Here is a 21,992-nt window from a genome sequence, read left to right as displayed (position 1 = left end):
TTAGTAAATGATTGAGAGATAATATGCTATCGTGTCCATTCGTTCGTCACCGGATTCCAGATATGTGCCGCCGAAGGTCGCGGCTTGGCATAAGCGGGGATGGGATGCCCGTCGTAGGTACGTATTCCGTTGGTGATGGTTTCGTAGGGCGAACATTGCTGTTGCTCTTGCCGGTTTTTGAGAAACTTCTTCAGTGCTACCTGCGTTGTGGATGACACATGGCTTCCCTGCCGGGTGAGATTGGCGAAATAGTTTTTTATTTCGTGCAGGCTGTTCATCGAGCTTTCATTCCCCCGTAAGATGATTTGTTCCCGTAAATAGTTGAAGAACCATTCTTTTTCTTCCATCATCAGCCGGGGGATGCCCGACTGAATGGCTACGACTTCATACCAGGACGTGTCGTTCATTGCCTCCTGTAGATTTTCTTCCCATGCGTTGGGGCGCATATCGGGTGTCACAGCGTTCAAGTCCGTCACCTTCAAACCATTTTCTTCTTCTTTTTCTTTTCCGTTTTCTTCAGAAGAAGAATTTTTTTTGTTTATTTCTTTATTTATAATGGGGGATGGATTTTTCTGTATATTTGACGTTTTTTTTATTTCCCGAGTGTTAAAATCCTCTTCATTTCCGTTGGCTTTCAGAGAGTTATTGACGTGCGGTTTCGTGTTGCGCTTTTTTTCATCTTCCATGTTGTCAAGTGCTTCCCTATAGTCGTCTATTGCTTTAGAATGGAGGTTCATTTTCTCATCCAGATAAAAGAGTCCGTAATTGTATAATACGCTTTCCATCAGTTCGTCGCTCACATCATAAAGGTTCTGGATGAAGGAAGCAGTTTGCGGTGCCAGAAAATGTTGTGGCTGTTGATAGAGCTTTTCCATCACAAGCCAATATAGTCCGTAGGCTTTCAGTCCGTCTTGCATAATCATCCGCAGCAGTTCGTTGTCGGTGTATGCCAGTAGGGGGTGCGGGAAATAACTTCTGATAGCAGATTCTTCGCAAAAGTCGGCATAGAGTATATGCGAGTTGTATCCTTTGCCGGGACGCCGGAAATAATGGTGGTAGAGGAGCTCAAGATGTTCGGGTTGGGCATGGAATATATTGGCGATGATTCCCATTGTCTGGATATTGACGCAGCATTTAAGCTGTGCATGAGCTTCTTCGAGCATCACCCAGTATAGTCCGTATATTTCCAGTCCTTGTTCCCGTATCAAAATACTCATGGGTATATTGCTGGAAGAAGAAGTGGGGTGATTGAAGTAACCGTTATGAATCGGTTTTCTCTTTTGTGATGCGTTGTCCGATTGTTTGGTATTTGCTGAATTAGATGTTGTCATAATAAAATATATTAGTTTCTGTTTTAAATTCTATTTTTCTGAAAATACAGATACGAAGAATCCGGCCACTTCTTTGGAAAGCAGCAAATATCGTACTCATTCTTCATGATGGAATCGGAGTATTCTCTTCGTGTATGTAATCTGTAATATAGGGAATTTTCGGAGCAGGGGAGATTTAATTCCGAAGTTCTGAAAAAGCAATGCTGGAAAAACAGATAACTGCCTCTGTCAAAAAACAAGGAAGCAGCATTGACATGATTTTTTCTCTTACTTGCGGTTGCAAAGTAACTACTTTATTTCGTATATGTCCTACAACTTTCCTTATTTAATCCATAAAATTAATTTTTTTTCACAGAAGAGCCGAATACAATCCCTGCCACTCGACACGTAAGCCATTTTCTACAATGCACGTCATAGTATGGGAGAAACCTGTTGGAGGGGTTTTCGTAGTAGGGGCGGCCGAAATAGTGTTCATATTCTGTCAGTGTCCCTGTAATGGAAAGGCAGGTTCCGTCTGTTCGTTGCAGGCAGAAATCGGCGTTGTCCCATCTCATCCGGTCTATCAGTTCTTCTACTTGGTATGCACGGCGCATAGATTCTCCCAGTGTCAACAGTGTACCGTAATTCTCTTCCGCATCTTGGCGGATAATAGCTGCCCGACGGGAAACCGTCAGGCAACTGTCATTCTTCATCGTTTTTTTCATACAGATTTCTTTGTGCTGAAATGCTCACATTTCAGTTCTTGTTAGTGGTGTAAATGTAGTGAATTTACTTGACTTTACAAAGGATAAAATTACTTATATAAAGAATGATTAGTTAAATAAATGGAATAAAATATTTTGTATTTTTCATTGTCTGAATATAGGCTTTAAAGAGCTTATGGAGGAGTTTAAAGAAAGCTGTGGAGGGAATGGAAATAGGCTGCAAAGGGCAAAGGACGGCGCTCCTTATCCTCTGTGGTGAAAACCGTGCAATAATGTCCCACATGGTAATTGGTACACTGATAATTATTCACCATTGAAACCTTTTGCGTAGTCTTTTTATCCAACTGTCACTACGTATAACGTTGTTATTCTCTCCAATCGCTTTTTTCAAATCCCGGATCCGTTCATTTTGTCTCTTCATTGCTGCCTGTATTTCGTTTATCAACGTATTTATTTCCTTCTGCAGCTGAATTTCCTCTTCTTTCAATTGAATAATGTGGGCGTATTTCTCGCAGACCATCGTTTTGTCTATACACAGTTGTTCCAGCGTATCAATATATTCTGCTGTAATGCCGGCTTTACTTCGGCGAAAGAGTTCCAGAATACATTCTTCGTCAACGTTCGGAACATTGTCTATGTATAACATAGGGAATTGTCCCATTTCCACCCAAAGCAGGATCGCTTCTTTTTCGATGTGATACTTAATCACTGCTTTTTCTACACTAATCCATTTTGGCATATCGCTTTTGTTTTAATGTGTTATAAAAAAAGGAGTAAATAACGTATTGTCCGGAGAGGTGCAACGAACACCCACGATTTTTATGATTTCGGTCGGCTGGGGAATTGGTTGGGGTATAAGGATTGTTGAAACCGACCGGATACAATAAAAGCGTGAGTGCTGTTGTACCATTATCTAAACTTGAGGCTTAGCAACACCCTTGTAGAAGACAATGATAACAACAGACACCCACGCCAAACGTTTATATATAACACATCTCTAATCGATATGTTGATATACGACCATCTACGTGGAGTATCTGCTGTATCATCTCTCTCTACAAAGAACTGCTAATTTTCAAGTTTGAGAGACAATACGTTATTTACTCCATGAAGGAATAAAAACCGCTTTTGCCTGTTTCATCACGCTGATGGGCAGAAAGCGTGTGACAAAGATATATGTTTTTTTCGGAATAGGATGGAAAAGAGGAAATAAATGAAAGCCATAAAAGTCTTCTGACCTCGTATTGTCTTTCCGTGCAATTCTTTTTTTAGCTGCGATTTCTTTTGGGCTTTCCGGAGAAGATAGTTAGTTCAAGAATTGCAAAGATGATTTCCGTTGTGGTATATCCGGTAAATGTATATTCCAAATTTTCATTTTCGGAGAAGTATTTGAGATAAACGGTTGGAGTGCCATTGTGGAAGTCGAGAAAAAGGTAAGAAGTATAATCATAGATGCCAAGATCGGCAAACTCGTTCAGAATCGCTGTGTTGAAAATCGTGCATTGGCCTGTCTTTGATTCATTTCCGGACATTTCGAATCTGCGATGTTCTTTTGCGAGATCGTCTTTATTCACATGCCTGAATTGTTCTTGCAGTTCTTTACTGAAAGAAAGGCGTTGTCTGATGAAATTAAAAACTTCTTCCTTTGTCATTTGTTTTAAATCGGTTATTTCCATTTTTTATTAATTAGTCGGGTAAAGGTACTTTCTTTATTTGGTAATAAATCGGATTTAGTCATATTTCTTTTATTTATTTTTCGGCTTATAACCCTAAAAGAATCTGAATTTATGGATTTATTTAGGGTTATAACCCTAAAAACTTTCCGAAAATAGTATATCTTTGTGCTTATAACCCTAAAAACTTTTGAATATGATTAATCGTGAACAGTATATGGAACAAATTGTTCCTTTTATAGATAAGCCGTTTGTAAAAGTGATAACGGGTATTCGTCGCAGTGGAAAGTCGGTAGTGCTGCGTCTGATTCGTGACGAACTGTTGAGGAGAGGAGTTCGTGAAGAACGTATCATCTATCTGAATTTTGAAAGTTTTCAGTGGATAGATCTGAAAGAGGCGAAGGCTTTGTATGCTTATATTCGGGGGCAGGCAGGAGATGCGGGTAAATATTATATTCTCTTGGATGAAATTCAGGAAGTGGACGGTTGGGAAAAAGTGGTCAACTCACTTCTGGTAGATTTGGATACGGATATTTATGTGACCGGCTCCAACTCACGTATGTTATCGTCCGAACTGGCAACTTATTTAACGGGACGGTATGTCGCTTTCCATGTCATGACCTTGTCTTTTAGAGAATATCTGACTTTTCATGACTTGCAGGCCAATGATCCGACACTCAACCGGAAGGAGGAATTTCAGAAATATCTCCGTATGGGAGGATTCCCGGCCATACATACTGCCGATTATGGATATGAGGCTATCTATAAAATTGTCTACGACATCTATTCTTCTGTCATTCTTCGTGACACGGTACAGCGTCACAATATCCGGAATGTGGAATTGCTCGAACGGGTAGTGAAGTTTGTTTTCGATAATATAGGCAATAAGCTGAACGCTAAAAATATAGCCGATTACTTCAAAAGTCAGCAACGGAAGGTGGATATGAATACCATCTATAATTATCTGAATGCATTGGAAAGTGCTTTTATCATTCAACGTATTCCCCGGTATGATATTAAAGGAAAGGAAATTCTGCAGACGAATGAGAAGTATTTTGTAAGTGACCTTTCTTTGATTTATTCCGTGATGGGCTATCGTGACCGGTTGATTGCAGGTATGTTGGAGAATCTGGTCTGTCTGGAGTTGAAAAGAAGGGGTTATGAAGTGTATGTAGGCAAACAGGATGATAAAGAAGTGGATTTTGTAGCCATCCGTCGGGAAGAAAAGATTTATGTGCAAGTAACGTATCAGTTAGCTTCACAGGCCACTGTTGAGAGGGAGTTTGCTCCTTTGCTCGCCATTAACGACCATTATCCTAAATATGTAGTTAGCATGGACAGCTTGTGGCAGGATAATGTGGAGGGTGTCAGGCATCGTCATATAGCCGATTTCTTGTTGGATGATGCTTGACGTTAAGGAATATAGAAAACGAAAAAGAGGAAATTCTCTGCGAGAATCTCCTCTTTTTTCATCTTTCACGAAAGATCGAATTATTTCTTCTTACGGTCACCGTAACGGCTCATGAACTTGTCAACACGACCTGCAGTATCTACCAATGTAGATTTACCTGTATAGAACGGGTGAGAAGTGTTTGAGATTTCAATCTTCAGCAACGGATAAGTTTCACCTTCGAATTCGATGGTTTCTTTAGTTGCTACAGTTGATCTAGACAAAAACATGTCACCATTTGACATATCTTTAAATACTACCGGACGGTATGATTCTGGATGAAGGCCTTTTTTCATTTCAGTATCTGTTTTTTTAATTTATATTCTGTTACTATTTTGGTAAGAAATAGTGTAATGGTCATTTTCAGAGCGCAAAGATAATGCTTTTCTGTGAAATAGAAAAAGGTTTTCTAAAATTTCTGATTTCTAATTTATGATTTCTGATTTGCTATGCAGATTTTGGTGATTAAATGAATGAAAAATGAGGTATAAATGAGGTATAAATAAGGTATAAATAAGGAGATATAAATCCGAAGGCATAAATCAGAATTCAGAAATCATAAATCCCAAAGTTTGCAAGGTGGACATTACAATCTAATGTCACACTCGTATTCCTGCTAAATTTTGCAGTCTGATTTAAACCTTTTTCTACTATATTTTTCTTTCCGATGTTCGTTATTCGATGGATAATGCTTACTTTTGCGTAGAATTTTTATTCACTAACAATAAACTTTAAACAAAATGGTAAATTACAAAGATTTAGGATTGGTAAACACAAGAGAAATGTTTGCTAAGGCTATCAAAGGTGGATATGCTATCCCAGCATTCAACTTCAACAATATGGAACAAATGCAGGCTATCATCAAGGCTGCTGTTGAAACTAAATCTCCTGTGATTCTTCAGGTTTCTAAAGGTGCTCGTCAGTATGCTAACGCTACTTTGTTGCGTTACATGGCACAGGGTGCTGTAGAATATGCTAAAGAATTAGGCTGCGCACATCCGGAAATCGTTCTTCACCTTGACCACGGAGATACATTCGAAACTTGCAAATCTTGTATCGATTCTGGTTTCTCTTCAGTAATGATCGATGGTTCTCACCTTCCTTACGAAGAAAACGTAGCATTGACTAAGAAAGTTGTTGAATACGCTCACCAGTTTGACGTAACTGTAGAAGGTGAACTTGGCGTATTGGCTGGTGTAGAAGATGAAGTTTCTTCCGACCATCACACATATACTGACCCTGAAGAAGTAATCGACTTCGCTACTCGCACTGGTTGCGACTCTTTGGCTATCTCAATCGGTACTTCTCACGGTGCTTACAAATTTACTCCGGAACAATGCCACATCGACCCGAAGACTGGCCGTATGGTTCCTCCTCCATTGGCTTTCGAAGTATTGGACGCTGTAATGGAAAAACTTCCGGGATTCCCTATCGTTCTTCACGGATCATCTTCAGTTCCGGAAGAAGAAGTGGAAACTATCAACAAATATGGTGGTGCACTGAAAGCTGCTATCGGCATTCCGGAAGAAGAATTGCGTAAAGCTGCTAAGTCTGCTGTTTGCAAAATCAACATCGACTCTGACTCTCGTCTGGCTATGACTGCTGCTGTACGTAAGGTATTCGCTGAAAAACCGGCTGAATTCGACCCACGTAAGTATCTTGGCCCGGCTCGTGACAACATGGAAAAACTGTACAAGCACAAAATCATCAACGTGCTCGGTTCTGACAATAAATTGGCACAGTAATAATCTCCGGATTATTCCATAAATAAAAGAAAGAGGCTGCTCCGGTTTGAACACTGGTAGCAGCCTTTTTTGTCTCTTTACAGTTCTATCCCTATTTATCTTTCTTTGGGAGAGGGGGTTGGGGAGCGGAATTTTGAAAGAAGTCTTCTATTTTTTGTTTACTTTGAATATCTTTCAACCAGTTGGCGGCAGCATTGTAATAATTGGATTTTCCTAGAATGAGTTCGCCTCTCTCGTTCATTTCCGCTTCTTCTTTATCGTTTTTGGGACGTGTTTTTAGGAACGCTTCCAGGCAGCGTTCCGCATTTTTTTTGTCTTTCAAGTCATAGAAGTATATGTAGGCCATGTCATATAATAATTTGTGGTTTTGTTTGTCATACTGTTGATAGCGTTTTTTGATGGATGCAATCTGTTCTTTGTACATTTGTGCCATCTTGTAACAGTCGGTCATCCCGATATAGAGCCGGGTCATACTGCTGTCTTTGGGAATGGATAGATCAATGGCTTTTTCCAAATAGCCTACGCCCTCTTTTTTCCAGGAAGTTTTGGAACACGCACGACCGAGGTAATAAAGGAGATTGATATTGTTGGGATCATATTTCCGGGCGACTTCCAAAAAATCATGAGCCTCATAATACTTCTCTGCTGCATAGTAACTAATGCCTAAATAATAACAAGTATGAAAAGAACTGTCCCCTTGACTGACAAGATATTCATAACGCCGGATGGCAGTGGGGTAGTCTTGTTTCAAGCAGTACGCTAAAGCGTTCTGCCGGTTGACGGAAATGTTGGTACTGTCAATTTGCCGGTATTTTTCCGTAGCTTCGATGGCTTCGTCAAAATAAGAACCGGATATATTTAGAGCGCCTAGTTTGCTGGCTGCCAGATAATCGTCGGGATATTTAGCCTGGATATTGTAATAGCAACCTGCGGCGGGAAGAAGTTCGCCCATCCCTTCAAAGCTTTGTGCCTGTAAATGCAGGGCAATGGCGGAACTGTCTTTTTCCGTCATCAGGCTGCTTTCACCAAGCGCCTCCCTAAACTTCTGCTGGGATAGAAGTAAACTGATATATTGAATACGTGCATATTTGTTTTCCGGATTCAGATCGAGTGCATGTTCATAATATTTCAGGGCTTGATTATAGTTAGCTAATGTCCGGCAACATTCGGCTGCTTCGATGAAAGCACGAGTATTTGTGGTATCATTACGGATAATTTCCTGATAGGTGGCAAGTGCCTCTGTGGTGAGCCCTAGTCCGCGCAATGCTTTGCCTTTCTGCAATAGCAGGGGAGGGGTGGATTTCTTTTGGGCAATGAGGGAAAGGGCAGTCTCATAATCATAATTTGCCATGGCTTCTTGAATAGGGTCGGTATGTTGCGCTATTAAAGGAATAGTATAGCAAAGAAAGAATAGAATGATAATCCGTTTCATAATATTTTATTTTAGTTGTTTGACTTATCTGTTGCAAGTTACTAAAAATATTATAATTACGAATTGTTCGTAGGCTGTTTTAGATAGATTAACGAAATGATAAGAGAAGATAACACAACGGAATGCGATACGATGCATACGCCATAGCAAATGCAATACTTTTTAGGCGGTAAGTTCTTACAATAAAAAATCACCTTTACTACAATGATGCAGTAAAGGTGATTTTATAAATTCAAGGCTTTTAGGATAATCTTATTTTTTGTTTTAAGAACTGTTCAAATAAGCGTCCCCTCTTGCCTTATATCTTACATCAAGAATCCAAGCAGGATACCGGCAGCAACAGCTGAACCGATCACTCCGGCAACGTTCGGACCCATAGCGTGCATCAGCAAATAGTTGGTCGAATCGTATTCCAAACCAATCACTTGCGAGATACGTGCAGAGTCGGGAACAGCAGAAACACCTGCATTACCGATCAACGGATTGATCTTATTACCCTTCTTCAGGAAGATATTGAAGATCTTAACGAAGATGACACCGGAGGCAGTTGCAATAACAAATGACAATGCACCGAGAGCAAAGATCTTGATAGAGTCAAGCGTCAGGAATTCGGAAGCTTGCGTAGAAGCACCTACTGTCAGACCCAACAGGATAGTGATTGTATCAATCAACGGACCACTGGCAGTATTAGCCAAACGGCGGGTTACACCACTTTCTTTCAACAGGTTACCGAAGAACAGCATACCCAACAAAGGCAGACCGGAAGGAACCAGGAAACAAGTCAGCAACAAACCGATGATCGGGAAAATCACCTTCTCCGTGTGAGAAACGGCACGCGGCGGTTTCATGCGGATGACACGTTCGTTCTTGGTGGTGAGCAGACGCATGATAGGCGGCTGTATCACCGGAACCAACGCCATATAGGAGTAGGCGGACACCGCAATGGCTCCCATCAGGTTAGGTGCTAGCTTGGAAGAAAGGAAGATGGCCGTCGGGCCGTCTGCTCCACCAATGATACCGATAGCACCGGCTTGCATCGGGTCGAAACCCATTTCCAATGCGATCATATATGCACCGAAGATACCGAACTGTGCAGCTGCACCAATCAGCATCAATTTTGGATTAGAGATAAGTGCCGAGAAGTCCGTCATGGCACCGATGCCCAAAAAGATGAGCGGCGGATACCAGCCGGAGGTCACTCCCTGATACAATATATTCAATACAGAACCTTCTTCATAAATACCGACTTTCAGCCCGGCATCCATATTAAAAGGTATATTACCGATCAATATACCGAAACCGATAGGAATCAGCAGCATCGGTTCGAACTCTTTGGCTATTGCCAAATAGATGAATACCAAGCCAACGAGAATCATGACTACATGCCCTACCGTAGCATTGGCAAAGCCTGTGTATGTCCAGAAGTCGGCCAGGTTATTTCCTAAAAAGTTTATAAAGTCTCCCATATTATTCAATAATTACGAGGTCATTACCTTCAAGAACAGAGTCTCCCTTGTTGACGTTGATGGCAGTAATCTTACCGTCCTTATCCGCATTGATATTGTTTTCCATCTTCATGGCTTCCAATATGATAATGGTCTGTCCTTTCTTTACAGTATCGCCTACATTCACTTTGATGTCGAGGATCACACCCGGCAGCGGAGATTTCACTCCTGATTTTCCGGTAGACGGAGCAGTCGGTTTCACTACCTGAGTAGGAGCAGTAGGAGCATTAGGCATCGGGCGTACTGTCACGGGTTTCGCAACAGGCTTCGGCTGTTTCTCCATTTCTACTTTATAGTGTGTACCGTTCACTTCTACATGAGCGATGTTGTCTTCAATATCTCCGATGGTTACTTTATATGAGTTACCGTTGATTTTATATTTATATTCTTTCATCGTTTTTACTTTTTAAAAGGTGACTTACTTTCTGGGAGGAGTTTCACGCAAAGTGTAAATCTTCGAACTCCATGGTGAGTAGCTGCGTTTTACGCGGGTGATGGTCAGCACCGTTTCTTCTACGTCGTGCACCTCATCCTGCATTTCGTGTAATGCCATAGAAATAGCAGCGTATACTTCGCCCGGAGCCTGTGACAGTTCCTTAGCTTCATGCTTGTCAATGCCTTTAGATTTCATAGCGTTGCGCTTGCTCAAATTAACAGCTACTTTTCCTACAATCTTAAAAGCAATAAAGAGAAGAATCAATCCGCAGAATACTACGCTCATGGCAGAAATGGACATTCCAACGCCATCAGCATCGTGTTCTTCAAACTTTTCCATCTTGGAATTGCTGTCAAGAGTCTTGTTGTTGGTGCTCGGAGTCACGTATTTGTCACCACTACCACTTTTTACTTCCCATTCAGCTGCCCCGTCGCTTACACGAGCGTATGATTGGTTGGGACCGAGCGCGCCTGCGGGCACTACAATCTGGTCGAGCAACTTTTTGCCGGAGTCGAACAGACCCACCCAATTAGCTGTTTCCGGATTCAGCTTGAAGCTGGTATGGAAAGTACCACGGTTAGGTTCGCCATCTGCCCAGAATAGTGCATGTTGGCGTGGTTTCACTAAAGTAAGTATATCACCTTTCGGGATAAAATAAGTAACTGTATCGCCCGGTTGGCTACTTACTTTCAGCAAGCAAGCTGCCAGGTCGGCGCTACCGAATGATTTATTGAATATTTCAATCCATGCGCTGTGCAATCCGTAATCGTCCTGAAAATTACTCTGATTGTCTATCAGGATTTCGTTTAGCACCAGCTTATTGTTCGACTTTTGCTCTCCACAAGAAGTCAAACCAATCAGCAACAGCAAAGAAAGGAATATTCCGATTTTGGTTTTGTTCATAATCGTTCTTGTTTTAATGTGAAAAGTAGGATTACAACGGAATATTACCATGCTTCTTAGCCGGATTACTCAATTTCTTAGTCTGCAACTGCTGCAAAGCTCGGATCACACGGAAACGTGTGTTGCGTGGTTCAATCACATCGTCAATGTAGCCATATTTAGCTGCATTGTAAGGATTGGCGAACAGTTTCGTGTATTCTGCTTCTTTCTCTGCAAGGAATTGAGCAGGGTTTTCCTGATCTTTGGCTTCGCGTGCGTACAATACTTCTACTGCTCCTGCACCACCCATTACTGCGATTTCGGCAGTAGGCCATGCGTAGTTCATGTCACCGCGAAGTTGCTTACAGCTCATTACGATGTGAGAACCACCGTAAGATTTACGCAATGTAATAGTAACCTTAGGTACAGTAGCTTCACCGTAAGCATACAACAGTTTAGCACCATGAAGGATAACGCCATTGTATTCCTGACCTGTTCCCGGAAGGAATCCCGGTACGTCTACCAACGATACGATAGGAATATTGAATGCATCGCAGAAACGAACAAAACGTGCGCCTTTACGAGATGCGTTGCTGTCGAGCACACCAGCCAGATACTTAGGCTGATTAGCAACGATACCTACCGATTGGCCGTTGAAGCGGGCGAAACCGATGATGATATTCTTTGCATAATCTTTCTGGATTTCAAGGAATTCACCGTTGTCCACAATAGCGCCGATCACTTCGTACATGTCATACGGTTTAGTAGGGCTGTCGGGGATAATATCGTTCAAAGAATCTTCCAGACGGTCGATTGGGTCTGTGCAATCTACATAAGGAGCTTCTTCGAGGTTGTTTTGAGGAATATAGCTCAACAGTTTGCGAATCAGTTCGAAACCTTCTTCTTCTGTTTGGGCGGTGAAATGAGTCACACCCGATTTAGTGGAGTGAACGCTTGCGCCACCGAGGTTTTCCTGGCTAACGTCTTCACCTGTAACGGTCTTCACCACTTTCGGTCCGGTGAGGAACATATAAGAAGTGCCTTCCATCATCAGTGTAAAGTCGGTCAGAGCCGGAGAATAAACAGCACCACCGGCACAAGGACCGAAGATACCGGAAATCTGCGGAATAACACCTGAAGCAAGGATGTTGCGTTGGAAGATTTCTGCATAACCTGCCAAAGCGTTGATACCTTCCTGGATACGTGCACCACCCGAGTCGTTGATACCGATACAAGGAGCACCCATCTTCATGGCCTGATCCATAATTTTACAAATCTTCAATGACATTGTTTCTGACAGTGAACCGGCAGAAACAGTGAAGTCCTGTGCGAACACATATACCAGACGTCCTTCGATTGTACCGCAGCCGGTTACTACACCGTCTCCCGGATAATGTTTTTTCTCCATTCCGAAGTTCGTGCATCTGTGCTCAACGAACATGTCCATTTCTTCGAAGCTACCCTCGTCAAGCAGCATAGCCAAACGCTCGCGTGCTGTGTATTTCCCTTTTTCATGTTGCTTCGCAATCGCTTTTTCACCGCCTCCGATACGTGCTACGGCACGGCGTTCAATAAGCTCTTTAATTTTTTCAAGTTGATTACTCATGAGTTCTTGTTGGTTTTAGAGTTTATGATTAATGTTCGCAGAGTTCTGTCAACACGCCCAAAGTTGATTTCGGGTGAAGGAAAGCAATATTCAAACCTTCGGCACCCTTGCGGGGAGCTTTGTCGATAAGGCGGATTTCTTTGCTTTCTGCTTCTGCCAAAGCATTGGCTACGCCATCTTCTACAGCAAAGGCAACGTGATGAACACCTGCACCTTTGTTTTCAATGAATTTGGCAATAGTACTCTCCGGGCAAGTCGGCTCCAACAGTTCAATTTTGGTTTCGCCTACTTTTAAAAAAGCAGTTCTTACTTTCTGATCTTCCACTGTTTCAATGTTGTAACACTTCAGACCTAATACATTTTCGTAGTAAGGAAGGGCTTCTTCGATGCTTTTTACAGCAATGCCCAGATGTTCAATGTGTGAAATCTTCATAACTATACTTTTTTTATTTGGTTTTAATCATGTGCTTATATGGCATAAAACAGCACAAAGAAAGGCATTTCTTACCTAATAAAGAAATATTTCTGCATTTAATTATTGGATTATTAAACAGAAAAAATGGTAGGGAAGGAGCATGAAGAGTCGTTTTGCAATCTTGAGATTACATTTAGACATAAAATTTGACTAAGAGTTTGTTCAGCCAATTCCAATTGACACGGAACCAGCGGCGGGTACTGCTCTGCTTTCCTCCGAATCGGAGAACGAAATCACGATAACCGTGTTTGCGGAACGGAAGTCCTACATCCATAAATTCCATGTGACGGAATCCCCGTTGGCGGGCGTCTTCCAATGCCTTCCAAACGGCCAGCACTCCCGGATACTGAAGTGCGTATGTCTTTCTCATTCCTCCGGAAAACCAAAGGTAGGCGTCATCTCCCGAGTAGATACAGACGGAACCGCCAATGATTTTCTCTTTGTATTTTACTACGAATATTTTTGCCTGTTGTCCTTTGATTAGCATATCGTTCATGTGACGGAAAAAGTCGTTGGCAGGGAAATATCTACGTATGCGGGAGGAATAAACCTTGTGCAGCATCCGTGAGAAATCGTGTATTTCTTCCACGGTATGTGCCTCCTCTACTTTGGCTCCATTCTTGAGTCCTTTTTTTATCTGACGGATGCGTGACGGGCTGAACCGGTCTTCCGTCTTTTTCATACTGTGCAGCGAATTGCGTACCCGCAGCCAATTGACAGGGAAATAATCATTGGCACGGAAAACCCGGTAACCGAACATCGAATTATTGAGGTTTCGGAATTCGATCAGGACACAGCTACGCGATGCTTCTTGTGTGAGATGTTCGAGCATATCGCCAAAGATTTCTTCTGTCTTTTCTTTGTTGGTCGAAAGCGACTCATCCAGAAATTCACCTTCGCTATATACTACGCAATGTTTCACTAAAGAGGAGGGAAGCCACTTTTTCGCTTTGCGGATGGCAGCAAGCAGGCGTGCCACAGGTCTGCCGTCTTCTGTTGCCACTATTAATAAAGGAGTATACCCCGGAGTCGCTTCATAAATCTGAAATAACTCTTTGGAATGGAAGGTATTTTTTCCCGGCAATTCAGGAATATCCTTCCCATGATAATATGTTGTTAGTTTCAGTGGCATCTAGGTACAAATTTACACTTTTTATTCTTTATTCAACAACAAAACGGAGAATTTGTTGGAGTTGCTTGATATATATAGTTGTAAAAAATGCACCTTTATATATTTTTTCTATCTTTGTGTAATCGAACAGAACTTTTAAAAAGCGGAACTATGTTAGAAGAAATTTTAGCTTACAACAAGCAATTTGTTGAGAACAAGGGATACGAATCGTATATTACTAATAAATATCCCGATAAGAAAATAGCTATTCTTTCCTGTATGGACACCCGACTGACTGCTTTGCTTCCAGCCGCATTAGGAATTAAGAATGGCGATGTGAAAATGATAAAAAATGCAGGTGGCGTTATTTCCCATCCTTTCGGTAGCGTGATACGTAGTTTACTTGTGGCTATTTTTGAGTTGGGGGTAGAGGAAATAATGGTGATTGCTCATTCTGACTGTGGAGCTTGCCACATGCACAGTGAAGTAATGCTCGAAAAAATGAAAGCACGCGGGATCAATCCGGATTATATTGACATGATGCGTTTCTGCGGAGTTGACTTTCATTCGTGGCTGGATGGCTTCGAAGATACGGAAAAGTCGGTGAGAGGAACGGTAGATTTTATTGTGCGTCATCCTTTGATCCCTTCAGATGTGACAGTCTACGGGTTTATTATTGATTCTATAACCGGGGAATTAACTCGGATTGTATAGATTATTAGATAGATAGGTAAATAGATAAACTTCTTTTTTAATCCCCTAAATATAGTGACGCTATCCTATCATGATAGTGACGCTATTCCTATTGTATAGTGTCGCTATGTCTGGAGGATAGTGACGCTATTTTGAAGGCAAAAAAATAAGGCAGCTTTTTATCGGCTGCCTTTATCTTTCTGCGGTTATATACTTTCTTTGACTGGTGCACTCGTTTGTGACAAATAGGGTGCCCGTACATCTCAATTTCTGCCTCACGGCTAGCTTTACGATTCGCTTTAATGTAATCGTCTTGTGTAATTCGCTTTTTCATAATGAAATTATTTATCTGTGCAAAGATACAATATATTCTTCATTTAGTGGAGTATTTGGCACTCTTTTCATGTCATAGATTCCCTTCTGACAATAGAAATGAAAAAGATACTTTTATTTCCTATTACGCTCGGTTTGCATTATCTTTGCATACATTAATCAAATGAAACCGGAAAATAATATGGAAAATTTCAGTGAATTAATAAAGAACCGTCGTAGTATGCGGAAGTTCACCGATGAAGAGTTGACACAAGATCAGGTAGTTACGTTGATGAAAGCAGCTTTGATGTCTCCTTCTTCCAAACGTAGTAATAGTTGGCAGTTTGTAGTGATTGATGATAAAGAGGTATTGAAAGAATTGTCTCATTGTAAGGAACAGGCTTCTTCATTCATTGCCGACGCTGCTTTGGCAATTGTGGTAATGGCCGATCCGTTGGCCAGTGATGTTTGGATTGAAGATGCTTCTATTGCTTCTATCATGATACAGTTGCAGGCCGAAGATCTCGGCTTGGGAAGCTGCTGGGTGCAGGTCCGCGAACGTTTCACTGCTACCGGAATGCCTTCCGATGAATTTGTTCATGGAATCCTGGGCATTCCTCTGCAACTTCAAATTCTTTCCGTTATTGCTATCGGACATAAAGGGATGGAACGTAAACCTTTCAACGAAGAACATCTTCAATGGGAGAAAATTCACATAAATAAATTCGGAGGAAAATAAATATGGGAGCTGCTAAAGCGAGTAACAGCAAAGATACTTATTTGGCTACTGCTGTTACCTTTATCGTTATCGGAGCACTTTATCTGATTGATAAACTGATTCATTTCTCTACTATTGGACTACCTTGGGTGATGAATAAAGACAATATGTTATTGTATGCTTCGATCTGTTTTCTTATTTTCAAACGCGATAAATCAATTGGTTTTGTGTTACTTGGTCTTTGGCTAGTGATGAATATCGGCTTGGTTATGTCATTGCTGGGTTCGTTGTCCGGGTATCTGCTGCCATTGACTTTGCTCATTGTCGGCATCATTTTATTCTGGTTTGCAAAACGGTAAGGAAATAATGAAGAGAAGTATAGAAGATACACCGATTGTGTTTATCGGCGCAGGTAATCTGGCTACTAATCTGGCGAAGGCTCTCTATCATAAAGGCTTCCGTATTGTGCAGGTATATAGCCGGACCATGGAATCTGCCCGTACTTTAGCCGAGAAAGTTGAAGCTGAATATACAACAGATTTACAGGAAATCTCCAAAGATGCTAAATTGTATATCGTATCTTTGAAAGATGCCGCTTTAGTAGATTTGTTGCCGCAGATAACAGAAGGGAAACAGAGTTCTTTGTTGGTGCATACTGCGGGAAGTATCCCGATGAGTATTTGGGAAGGGTATGCAGAACGGTATGGGGTATTCTATCCGATGCAGACATTCAGCAAACAACGTGAGGTCAATTTTCAGGAAGTGCCTTTCTTTGTTGAAGCGAAACGACCGGAAGATGTAGAACTCTTGAAAGCTGTTGCCGCCACTCTTTCAGAGAAAGTTTACGAAGCTTCTTCCGAGCAGCGTAAAAGCCTTCATTTGGCTGCTGTTTTTATCTGCAACTTCACAAATCACATGTATGCATTAGCTGCTGATTTGCTTGAAAAATATAATTTGCCTTTCGATGTCATGCTTCCGCTGATAGACGAAACGGCACGTAAAGTACACGAGCTGGCGCCGCGTGATGCACAGACCGGACCCGCTGTCCGTTACGATGAGAATGTGATGAACAATCATCTTGCCATGTTGGTAGATTCTCCGGCATTGCAGGAAATATATAAACTAATGAGCAAAAGTATCCATGAGCACCATCAACTATGATTTATCTCGTATCAAGGCTTTAGCTTTTGACGTAGACGGAGTATTGAGTTCGACAACCGTACCTTTGCATCCTTCCGGAGAGCCGATGCGTACCGTGAATATCAAAGATGGGTACGCCATCCAGTTGGCTGTGAAGAAAGGACTTCACATAGCTATCATTACCGGTGGCCGTACAGAAGCAGTGCGTATCCGTTTTGAAGGACTGGGCGTGAAGGATCTGTATATGGGATCTGCCGTCAAGATACACGATTATCGTGATTTTCGTGATAAATACGGACTGACCGATGATGAAATTCTCTATATGGGCGATGATGTTCCGGATATTGAAGTGATGCGTGAATGTGGACTTCCATGTTGTCCGAAAGATGCCGTGCCGGAAGTGAAATCCGTAGCAAAGTATATCTCTTATGCAGACGGCGGACGTGGTTGCGGACGTGATGTAGTGGAGCAAGTACTGAAAGCTCATGGTCTGTGGATGGCAGAAGATGCTTTCGGCTGGTGAAATCAACTGGTGACATCAATAAAAAGTATTTTCAACCATAAACCATAAATTATAAATCATAAATCGAATCATGCTTGATAATTTAAAGAAATATCAGATTATACTAGCCTCCAATTCTCCCCGTCGGAAAGAATTGATGTCAGGCTTGGGAGTGGACTATGTAGTCAGAACATTGCCGGATGTAGACGAGTCATATCCGGATACATTGGTTGGTGCTGAAATACCCGAATATATTGCTCGTGAAAAGGCGGGTGCCTACCGTACCATGATGCAGCCGGGAGAATTATTGATTACAGCAGATACCATAGTCTGGCTGAATGGAAAAGTACTTGGAAAACCGGAGGGCAGGGAAGGAGCCATTGAAATGCTTCGTGCTCTTTCGGGAAAGTCTCATCAGGTTTTCACAGGTGTTTGCCTGACTACTACTGAATGGCAAAAAAGCTTTACCGCTTCCTCTGAAGTATTGTTTGATGTCTTGTCAGAAGATGAAATTCTGTATTATGTCGACCGCTATCGGCCGATGGATAAGGCAGGAGCCTATGGCGTTCAGGAATGGATCGGGTATATCGGTGTAAAATCAATATCAGGTAGCTTCTATAATATTATGGGACTTCCCATACAGAAGTTGTATGGAGAGTTGAAAAAGTTATAGTAAGGATTCTGAATCTATCTGAATATTTTTACTTAATCCAATAATATGAGAAGGCTGCCTCAAAATAGAAAATGAGGCAGCCTTTTTCTGTATTCTTAAGCAGGGACATTTACTGAATATCCCGAATTGAAAGATGCAGGAGACTATAATAAATCCAACATCAGAGGAATGTCCTCTTCTCGAATCCCTTGTGTGAGAAGAGATTCTTCATCTTTGTGGAACATCTCCAAGAATCTTTCCCGGTTCCCACTAGCCGTAATGGCTTTTCCGTAGAAAACGGCAGCTTTCTGAATATCTCCCATTACCCAGGCCACATGCCCTGCGTTCATATAATCAATAGCCAGCGGCTTTTGTTCAATAATCTTTTCATAATATTTCATCGCCTGTTCATATTTCTGACTGATGAACGAGCACCAACCGATGCCGCGCCATGCCTTTATACAATTGTTCTCGATGAAATCCAATTTGAAGAAATAATTCAGAGCTTCCTCGTATTGTCCCAGTTCAGCCAGGCAACTACCGATATAGAAAGTCACATTGGTATCTTCCGGAGCAGCTTCTTCTACCTTTTTATAATAAGTGAGTGCAGCCTGATAGTTTCTGTTTAACCGGTAACAAATAGCCAGGTGGCGATTGTTCCAAATATTATCCGGCTTCAGCGTGTCTGCTTTCAGATAAGCCTGAATAGCTTCTGCATATTTCTTTCTTTTCTGTAATGCATAGCCAAACTTCTGATAATATTCTGCACTTTCTCCTTCGAATCCTCCAATAGACTCCAGTTCTTCATAAATTTCAATAGCCTCGTCCCAACGTTCCTTTGCCAGATAAAAATCGGCAATGGGGAATAATACATCTTCCCAATACAAGATATTGTCGAGTGCAGGAACGTGATGAAGGTCGAGTTTCTCTTTAAAAATATCTCTGAACTCACTCTTGCGTACACTAAGTTTGAAGAAACGGTACAAGTCGTGCAGGTATTGGTTACTGACCGTTCCCGGACGTTCATTGAACCTCTTCATTGTTTCAACATTCGATTTCTCTGCCAATTCTGCCACCTGCTGTTCGTTCAACTGACTCAACATCATATCTTGTTGCGACTGTGGCAATTGATGAATCGTGAAAAAGAGCGAGTACTTATCGCTGTTGCTGAAAAAGCCCGATTGAAGAATTAAGTCCAGTAAACTGCCGCCTTGATTTCCCGCTTGTTTCATTGCTTTGAGCACATTGGACTGTTGCTTGCTGAATGGATAAAACCAGTTATGCACCTCACGGAAGAACGGATAATTTTTCAATGCGGCAAAAGTGCTCATATACACATCTGCGCCCTCTAATTGCAATTCGTTCATTTCACGCAATTTATCTCCCAGGCCGGACTTCTCGAACGCATCTTCCCAATCCGGGTTCATATCATTGTTTTCTTCATCGTTTTCTTCAAAACCGAATCGCATATTTTTCATGGAGGAAACATTCTTCAGCATTTCAGGAATAATCTCTTCCCTCATCTTCTTATCAATTTTTTCCGTTTCCTGACACAATAGCATTTGGCGGTAAATACGTGCGACGTCTTCTCTGAATGAAGGTATTTCCTCCATGAGATCTACCCTTTTGATAAGTTCCGGATAAAAAGAAAGACGGCTTCTGTAGATGTGGAAGATAATCATTGTACCTACCAATGCCCGTTGGCTGACGTTGACGTTAGGGTGTTCGTAAGCATTGAGCAGCCACATTATTTTTCGTAAGTCGAAACATTCCATCAAGCTCAATGTGAGGGCACTGACAAATAAGCATAAGTCATCTCCCGGAAGTAATTCCGAGGCAAGCATAGCTTTTGCGTCTTCCTCGTCCTCGGGAGTCCATGCACTGTTTGTCCATGTTCTTATAAACATAAACTTGAGCGTATCTTCATGCCGTCTTAATACTTCATCCATCTTTTCGTCAGACAGTAATCCGCTGACTGCCAAGTCGTCATTAAATGACTCCAATATGTGTAATATTGTTTTAATACCATAGTTCGACAAGTCCGCCGATCTGGGAGTGCGGCGTACCTCATGATAATATCTTGATGAAGCGTTGTCCAACATGAGCAAACGTGATTGGTCGGCAATTCCCCAGGTGTCTGCTACCATTTTTTGATACAGATTCCACCGGTCAGGGTCGTTTGCTCCCTGTTTCATGTATTCCAGCATATATTTGTAAGAGGTCTGCAATTGTTCCAGGCGAGTGCGCAAATCCCAGTCAGGACACTGCCACAGCAAAGATTCCAACTGCATTAAGGCTTCTTTGAGTCTTTTCTCTTCAAGTAAAGTACGTATATATGCGTATTGTTCATTAATCGTTTTTTCGTTCATCATTCTTTAATTATTTATTTTTTCCAATCCAGGTCAAACGTTTCCAGAGACCTTCAAAAGGACCGTGTTTATGGTGTCGGAGCCACCACGAACAAAATACCATTTGTAATAGAACAAAAAGGATGCCAAAAAGGAAACTGTAAGTGATTCCTAAATATCGTCCAAGTTCAAATCCCCAATGATAGAACAAAAGAGAACCGAAAATAGATTGCCCGAGGTAGTTCGTTAAACTCATTTTACCATAAGATGTGAAACGCATAAAGAAACTGCGGTCTTTCACACGGTAGAAAGTCAGCAGTAATCCTGTTACCAGCAATACCATGAAGCTAAGGCTGCTGAATGAACTTAATATCAATTGCAAGGGAACAAGGATGGCACTTCGTTCGATGAATTCCGGCAGCATATTGTTCAATCCGTAGATGGGGAAGAAGCAGAGAAGCGAAACGGCCAGTGCCTTTAACCACAGGCGTTCGTTCTGTTCGCTGTACAGGAAATATTTACGGCGACCGACAAGCATTCCGAATAAGAATAACCCCGGTGTCTGTAAAATACGTCCATGTTCCAGTGCCCAGGTCATGTTGGCCAGTTGTCCTTCCCACATATTCATGCGGACTGTTTCGAGGAAAGTTCCGTTCTTTTGTACGTCGAAAGCAATGCTGAAATAATAACCTGCCAAACTTTTTCCTGCCACATAGTCAGGATTACACAAAGCATAAATCAATTTCACCCAATCGATAGGTTGTAGAATTAATAAAGTAGCGAAGATGACAACCGTGCGGTCACTCATCCGGCAGAATATTGGAAGGATAATTCCTAAAATCGCATACATAGTCAATATTTCACCAGTAAAGAAAGCGGCATTGAACTGTCCTATCATGAAGAGAATGAATAATCTCCATAAAAAACGCAAGCGGAAATCTTTCCCTCTTCGTTGTTGGTTGTTGTCTTGAATGTAGAAACTGAAACCGAAGAGCAGGGCAAACACAGCGTATGCTTTGTTACTGAATGTGAAGAATAATCCTCTCCAAATAGCCTGATCGGTAAATTTCATCCATTCAAAAGGTACTTCTTCCGGGAAAGAGTAGAAATTAAAATGTTCAATACTGTGTAAGAGAATAATTCCCATTACTGCTAATCCTCTTAATACGTCGGCCACGTCTATTCGGGCGTTGGTTTCCGCGATTTTGTGTTCCATGATTTCTTCGTTTCTGTTATTTATAAGGTTGATATTCTATAATTATTTGATTCCGCTGTTT

General features: G+C 41.6%; 23 protein-coding genes. 8 read left to right on the top strand and 15 right to left on the bottom strand.

Features of this window, described 5'->3' with window-relative positions; translation table 11 throughout:
* Nucleotides 1-26: 26 nt before the first annotated feature.
* The 4 genes from DW173_RS06380 to DW173_RS06365 all read right to left on the bottom strand — a co-directional run bounded on the left by DW173_RS06380 (nt 27) and on the right by DW173_RS06365 (nt 3,711).
* Nucleotides 27-1,331 carry a Lin1244/Lin1753 domain-containing protein gene (locus DW173_RS06380; RefSeq protein ID WP_120144051.1) on the bottom strand — a complete coding sequence of 435 codons (1,305 nt, stop codon included), beginning with the start codon at nt 1,329-1,331 and terminating at the stop codon, nt 27-29.
* A gap of 338 nt (nt 1,332-1,669) precedes the next feature.
* The gene (locus tag DW173_RS06375; RefSeq protein WP_004311392.1) at nt 1,670-2,035 is read right to left on the bottom strand and encodes an SH3 beta-barrel fold-containing protein; all 366 of its coding nucleotides are present in this window, start codon (nt 2,033-2,035) and stop codon (nt 1,670-1,672) included.
* Nucleotides 2,036-2,342: 307 nt separating this feature from the next.
* Nucleotides 2,343-2,774, bottom strand: a complete 432-nt coding sequence (locus DW173_RS06370) for a hypothetical protein (RefSeq protein ID WP_049703492.1) — start codon at nt 2,772-2,774, stop codon at nt 2,343-2,345.
* Nucleotides 2,775-3,303: 529 nt separating this feature from the next.
* Nucleotides 3,304-3,711 (bottom strand): hypothetical protein, encoded by a 408-nt coding sequence (locus DW173_RS06365; protein WP_004304410.1) that lies wholly within the window; start codon nt 3,709-3,711, stop codon nt 3,304-3,306.
* A gap of 193 nt (nt 3,712-3,904) precedes the next feature.
* Here DW173_RS06365 and DW173_RS06360 point away from each other — a divergent pair, with 193 nt between their 5' ends.
* A complete protein-coding gene (locus DW173_RS06360; RefSeq protein ID WP_004300908.1) occupies nt 3,905-5,119 on the top strand; it encodes an ATP-binding protein in 1,215 nt (404 codons plus the stop codon).
* An 80-nt stretch (nt 5,120-5,199) separates the two neighbouring features.
* Here DW173_RS06360 and DW173_RS06355 read toward each other — a convergent pair whose 3' ends face one another.
* Complete coding sequence (locus DW173_RS06355; protein WP_004300906.1) at nt 5,200-5,454, bottom strand: type B 50S ribosomal protein L31; 255 nt, start codon at nt 5,452-5,454, stop codon at nt 5,200-5,202.
* 444 nt (nt 5,455-5,898) lie between these two features.
* On the opposite strand from DW173_RS06355, the gene DW173_RS06350 reads away from it, so the two are divergent.
* The gene (locus tag DW173_RS06350; RefSeq protein WP_004311395.1) at nt 5,899-6,903 is read left to right on the top strand and encodes a class II fructose-bisphosphate aldolase; all 1,005 of its coding nucleotides are present in this window, start codon (nt 5,899-5,901) and stop codon (nt 6,901-6,903) included.
* A 91-nt stretch (nt 6,904-6,994) separates the two neighbouring features.
* Here the strand turns inward: DW173_RS06350 and DW173_RS06345 are convergent, their stop codons facing one another.
* The 7 genes from DW173_RS06345 to DW173_RS06315 all read right to left on the bottom strand — a co-directional run bounded on the left by DW173_RS06345 (nt 6,995) and on the right by DW173_RS06315 (nt 14,371).
* The gene (locus DW173_RS06345) at nt 6,995-8,335 is read right to left on the bottom strand and encodes a tetratricopeptide repeat protein (RefSeq protein ID WP_120144050.1); all 1,341 of its coding nucleotides are present in this window, start codon (nt 8,333-8,335) and stop codon (nt 6,995-6,997) included.
* 305 nt (nt 8,336-8,640) lie between these two features.
* Nucleotides 8,641-9,801 carry a sodium ion-translocating decarboxylase subunit beta gene (locus tag DW173_RS06340; protein ID WP_004300899.1) on the bottom strand — a complete coding sequence of 387 codons (1,161 nt, stop codon included), beginning with the start codon at nt 9,799-9,801 and terminating at the stop codon, nt 8,641-8,643.
* Nucleotide 9,802: 1 nt separating this feature from the next.
* A complete protein-coding gene (locus tag DW173_RS06335) occupies nt 9,803-10,234 on the bottom strand; it encodes an acetyl-CoA carboxylase biotin carboxyl carrier protein (RefSeq protein ID WP_004314215.1) in 432 nt (143 codons plus the stop codon).
* Between the two features lie 24 nt (nt 10,235-10,258).
* Complete coding sequence (locus DW173_RS06330; protein WP_004314216.1) at nt 10,259-11,179, bottom strand: OadG family transporter subunit; 921 nt, start codon at nt 11,177-11,179, stop codon at nt 10,259-10,261.
* A gap of 31 nt (nt 11,180-11,210) precedes the next feature.
* Nucleotides 11,211-12,764, bottom strand: coding sequence for an acyl-CoA carboxylase subunit beta (locus DW173_RS06325; RefSeq protein WP_004300890.1), 1,554 nt, complete (start codon nt 12,762-12,764; stop codon nt 11,211-11,213).
* Between the two features lie 28 nt (nt 12,765-12,792).
* The gene (mce, locus tag DW173_RS06320) at nt 12,793-13,197 is read right to left on the bottom strand and encodes a methylmalonyl-CoA epimerase (protein ID WP_002561104.1); all 405 of its coding nucleotides are present in this window, start codon (nt 13,195-13,197) and stop codon (nt 12,793-12,795) included.
* Nucleotides 13,198-13,372: 175 nt separating this feature from the next.
* A complete protein-coding gene (locus DW173_RS06315) occupies nt 13,373-14,371 on the bottom strand; it encodes a GNAT family N-acetyltransferase (RefSeq protein WP_120144048.1) in 999 nt (332 codons plus the stop codon).
* Nucleotides 14,372-14,521: 150 nt separating this feature from the next.
* On the opposite strand from DW173_RS06315, the gene DW173_RS06310 reads away from it, so the two are divergent.
* A complete protein-coding gene (locus tag DW173_RS06310) occupies nt 14,522-15,064 on the top strand; it encodes a beta-class carbonic anhydrase (RefSeq protein ID WP_118220160.1) in 543 nt (180 codons plus the stop codon).
* Between the two features lie 88 nt (nt 15,065-15,152).
* Here DW173_RS06310 and DW173_RS06305 read toward each other — a convergent pair whose 3' ends face one another.
* Nucleotides 15,153-15,377, bottom strand: coding sequence for a hypothetical protein (locus DW173_RS06305; RefSeq protein WP_008771321.1), 225 nt, complete (start codon nt 15,375-15,377; stop codon nt 15,153-15,155).
* Between the two features lie 180 nt (nt 15,378-15,557).
* Between DW173_RS06305 and DW173_RS06300 the strand changes: the two genes are divergently transcribed.
* The 5 genes from DW173_RS06300 to DW173_RS06280 all read left to right on the top strand — a co-directional run bounded on the left by DW173_RS06300 (nt 15,558) and on the right by DW173_RS06280 (nt 18,388).
* The gene (locus DW173_RS06300) at nt 15,558-16,094 is read left to right on the top strand and encodes a nitroreductase family protein (protein WP_008771322.1); all 537 of its coding nucleotides are present in this window, start codon (nt 15,558-15,560) and stop codon (nt 16,092-16,094) included.
* 2 nt (nt 16,095-16,096) lie between these two features.
* The gene (locus DW173_RS06295; protein ID WP_120144047.1) at nt 16,097-16,432 is read left to right on the top strand and encodes a hypothetical protein; all 336 of its coding nucleotides are present in this window, start codon (nt 16,097-16,099) and stop codon (nt 16,430-16,432) included.
* 7 nt (nt 16,433-16,439) lie between these two features.
* Nucleotides 16,440-17,234 carry a Rossmann-like and DUF2520 domain-containing protein gene (locus tag DW173_RS06290; protein WP_120144045.1) on the top strand — a complete coding sequence of 265 codons (795 nt, stop codon included), beginning with the start codon at nt 16,440-16,442 and terminating at the stop codon, nt 17,232-17,234.
* Complete coding sequence (locus DW173_RS06285; RefSeq protein WP_008026011.1) at nt 17,215-17,736, top strand: KdsC family phosphatase; 522 nt, start codon at nt 17,215-17,217, stop codon at nt 17,734-17,736. The genes DW173_RS06290 and DW173_RS06285 overlap by 20 nt, the downstream gene beginning before the upstream one ends.
* Nucleotides 17,737-17,806: 70 nt before the next feature.
* Nucleotides 17,807-18,388: a Maf-like protein gene (locus DW173_RS06280; RefSeq protein ID WP_120144043.1), complete on the top strand. Its 582-nt coding sequence runs from the start codon at nt 17,807-17,809 to the stop codon at nt 18,386-18,388.
* Nucleotides 18,389-18,531: 143 nt separating this feature from the next.
* On the opposite strand, the gene DW173_RS06275 is transcribed toward DW173_RS06280, so the two are convergent.
* Entirely contained in the window at nt 18,532-20,739 is a 2,208-nt protein-coding gene (locus DW173_RS06275) for a tetratricopeptide repeat protein (protein WP_162487394.1), read from the bottom strand.
* 7 nt (nt 20,740-20,746) lie between these two features.
* Complete coding sequence (locus DW173_RS06270) at nt 20,747-21,931, bottom strand: DUF418 domain-containing protein (protein ID WP_004314226.1); 1,185 nt, start codon at nt 21,929-21,931, stop codon at nt 20,747-20,749.
* Nucleotides 21,932-21,992 lie beyond the last annotated feature (61 nt).

Source organism: Bacteroides sp. AM16-13 (genome assembly GCF_003602705.1).
Lineage (GTDB): Bacteria > Bacteroidota > Bacteroidia > Bacteroidales > Bacteroidaceae > Bacteroides > Bacteroides xylanisolvens.
Note: the sequence above shows the minus strand (reverse complement) of the source record. Positions and strands in the feature narration are given on the sequence as shown.

Bases quoted from the DNA above. Each gene is read 5' to 3' on its own strand.
- DW173_RS06380 (WP_120144051.1), bottom strand. From the start codon at position 1,331: ATGACAACATCTAATTCAGCAAATACCAAACAATCGGACAACGCATCA.
- DW173_RS06375 (WP_004311392.1), bottom strand. From the start codon at position 2,035: ATGAAAAAAACGATGAAGAATGACAGTTGCCTGACGGTTTCCCGTCGG.
- DW173_RS06370 (WP_049703492.1), bottom strand. From the start codon at position 2,774: ATGCCAAAATGGATTAGTGTAGAAAAAGCAGTGATTAAGTATCACATC.
- DW173_RS06365 (WP_004304410.1), bottom strand. From the start codon at position 3,711: ATGGAAATAACCGATTTAAAACAAATGACAAAGGAAGAAGTTTTTAAT.
- DW173_RS06360 (WP_004300908.1), top strand. From the start codon at position 3,905: ATGATTAATCGTGAACAGTATATGGAACAAATTGTTCCTTTTATAGAT.
- DW173_RS06355 (WP_004300906.1), bottom strand. From the start codon at position 5,454: ATGAAAAAAGGCCTTCATCCAGAATCATACCGTCCGGTAGTATTTAAA.
- DW173_RS06350 (WP_004311395.1), top strand. From the start codon at position 5,899: ATGGTAAATTACAAAGATTTAGGATTGGTAAACACAAGAGAAATGTTT.
- DW173_RS06345 (WP_120144050.1), bottom strand. From the start codon at position 8,335: ATGAAACGGATTATCATTCTATTCTTTCTTTGCTATACTATTCCTTTA.
- DW173_RS06340 (WP_004300899.1), bottom strand. From the start codon at position 9,801: ATGGGAGACTTTATAAACTTTTTAGGAAATAACCTGGCCGACTTCTGG.
- DW173_RS06335 (WP_004314215.1), bottom strand. From the start codon at position 10,234: ATGAAAGAATATAAATATAAAATCAACGGTAACTCATATAAAGTAACC.
- DW173_RS06330 (WP_004314216.1), bottom strand. From the start codon at position 11,179: ATGAACAAAACCAAAATCGGAATATTCCTTTCTTTGCTGTTGCTGATT.
- DW173_RS06325 (WP_004300890.1), bottom strand. From the start codon at position 12,764: ATGAGTAATCAACTTGAAAAAATTAAAGAGCTTATTGAACGCCGTGCC.
- mce (WP_002561104.1), bottom strand. From the start codon at position 13,197: ATGAAGATTTCACACATTGAACATCTGGGCATTGCTGTAAAAAGCATC.
- DW173_RS06315 (WP_120144048.1), bottom strand. From the start codon at position 14,371: ATGCCACTGAAACTAACAACATATTATCATGGGAAGGATATTCCTGAA.
- DW173_RS06310 (WP_118220160.1), top strand. From the start codon at position 14,522: ATGTTAGAAGAAATTTTAGCTTACAACAAGCAATTTGTTGAGAACAAG.
- DW173_RS06305 (WP_008771321.1), bottom strand. From the start codon at position 15,377: ATGAAAAAGCGAATTACACAAGACGATTACATTAAAGCGAATCGTAAA.
- DW173_RS06300 (WP_008771322.1), top strand. From the start codon at position 15,558: ATGGAAAATTTCAGTGAATTAATAAAGAACCGTCGTAGTATGCGGAAG.
- DW173_RS06295 (WP_120144047.1), top strand. From the start codon at position 16,097: ATGGGAGCTGCTAAAGCGAGTAACAGCAAAGATACTTATTTGGCTACT.
- DW173_RS06290 (WP_120144045.1), top strand. From the start codon at position 16,440: ATGAAGAGAAGTATAGAAGATACACCGATTGTGTTTATCGGCGCAGGT.
- DW173_RS06285 (WP_008026011.1), top strand. From the start codon at position 17,215: ATGAGCACCATCAACTATGATTTATCTCGTATCAAGGCTTTAGCTTTT.
- DW173_RS06280 (WP_120144043.1), top strand. From the start codon at position 17,807: ATGCTTGATAATTTAAAGAAATATCAGATTATACTAGCCTCCAATTCT.
- DW173_RS06275 (WP_162487394.1), bottom strand. From the start codon at position 20,739: ATGATGAACGAAAAAACGATTAATGAACAATACGCATATATACGTACT.
- DW173_RS06270 (WP_004314226.1), bottom strand. From the start codon at position 21,931: ATGGAACACAAAATCGCGGAAACCAACGCCCGAATAGACGTGGCCGAC.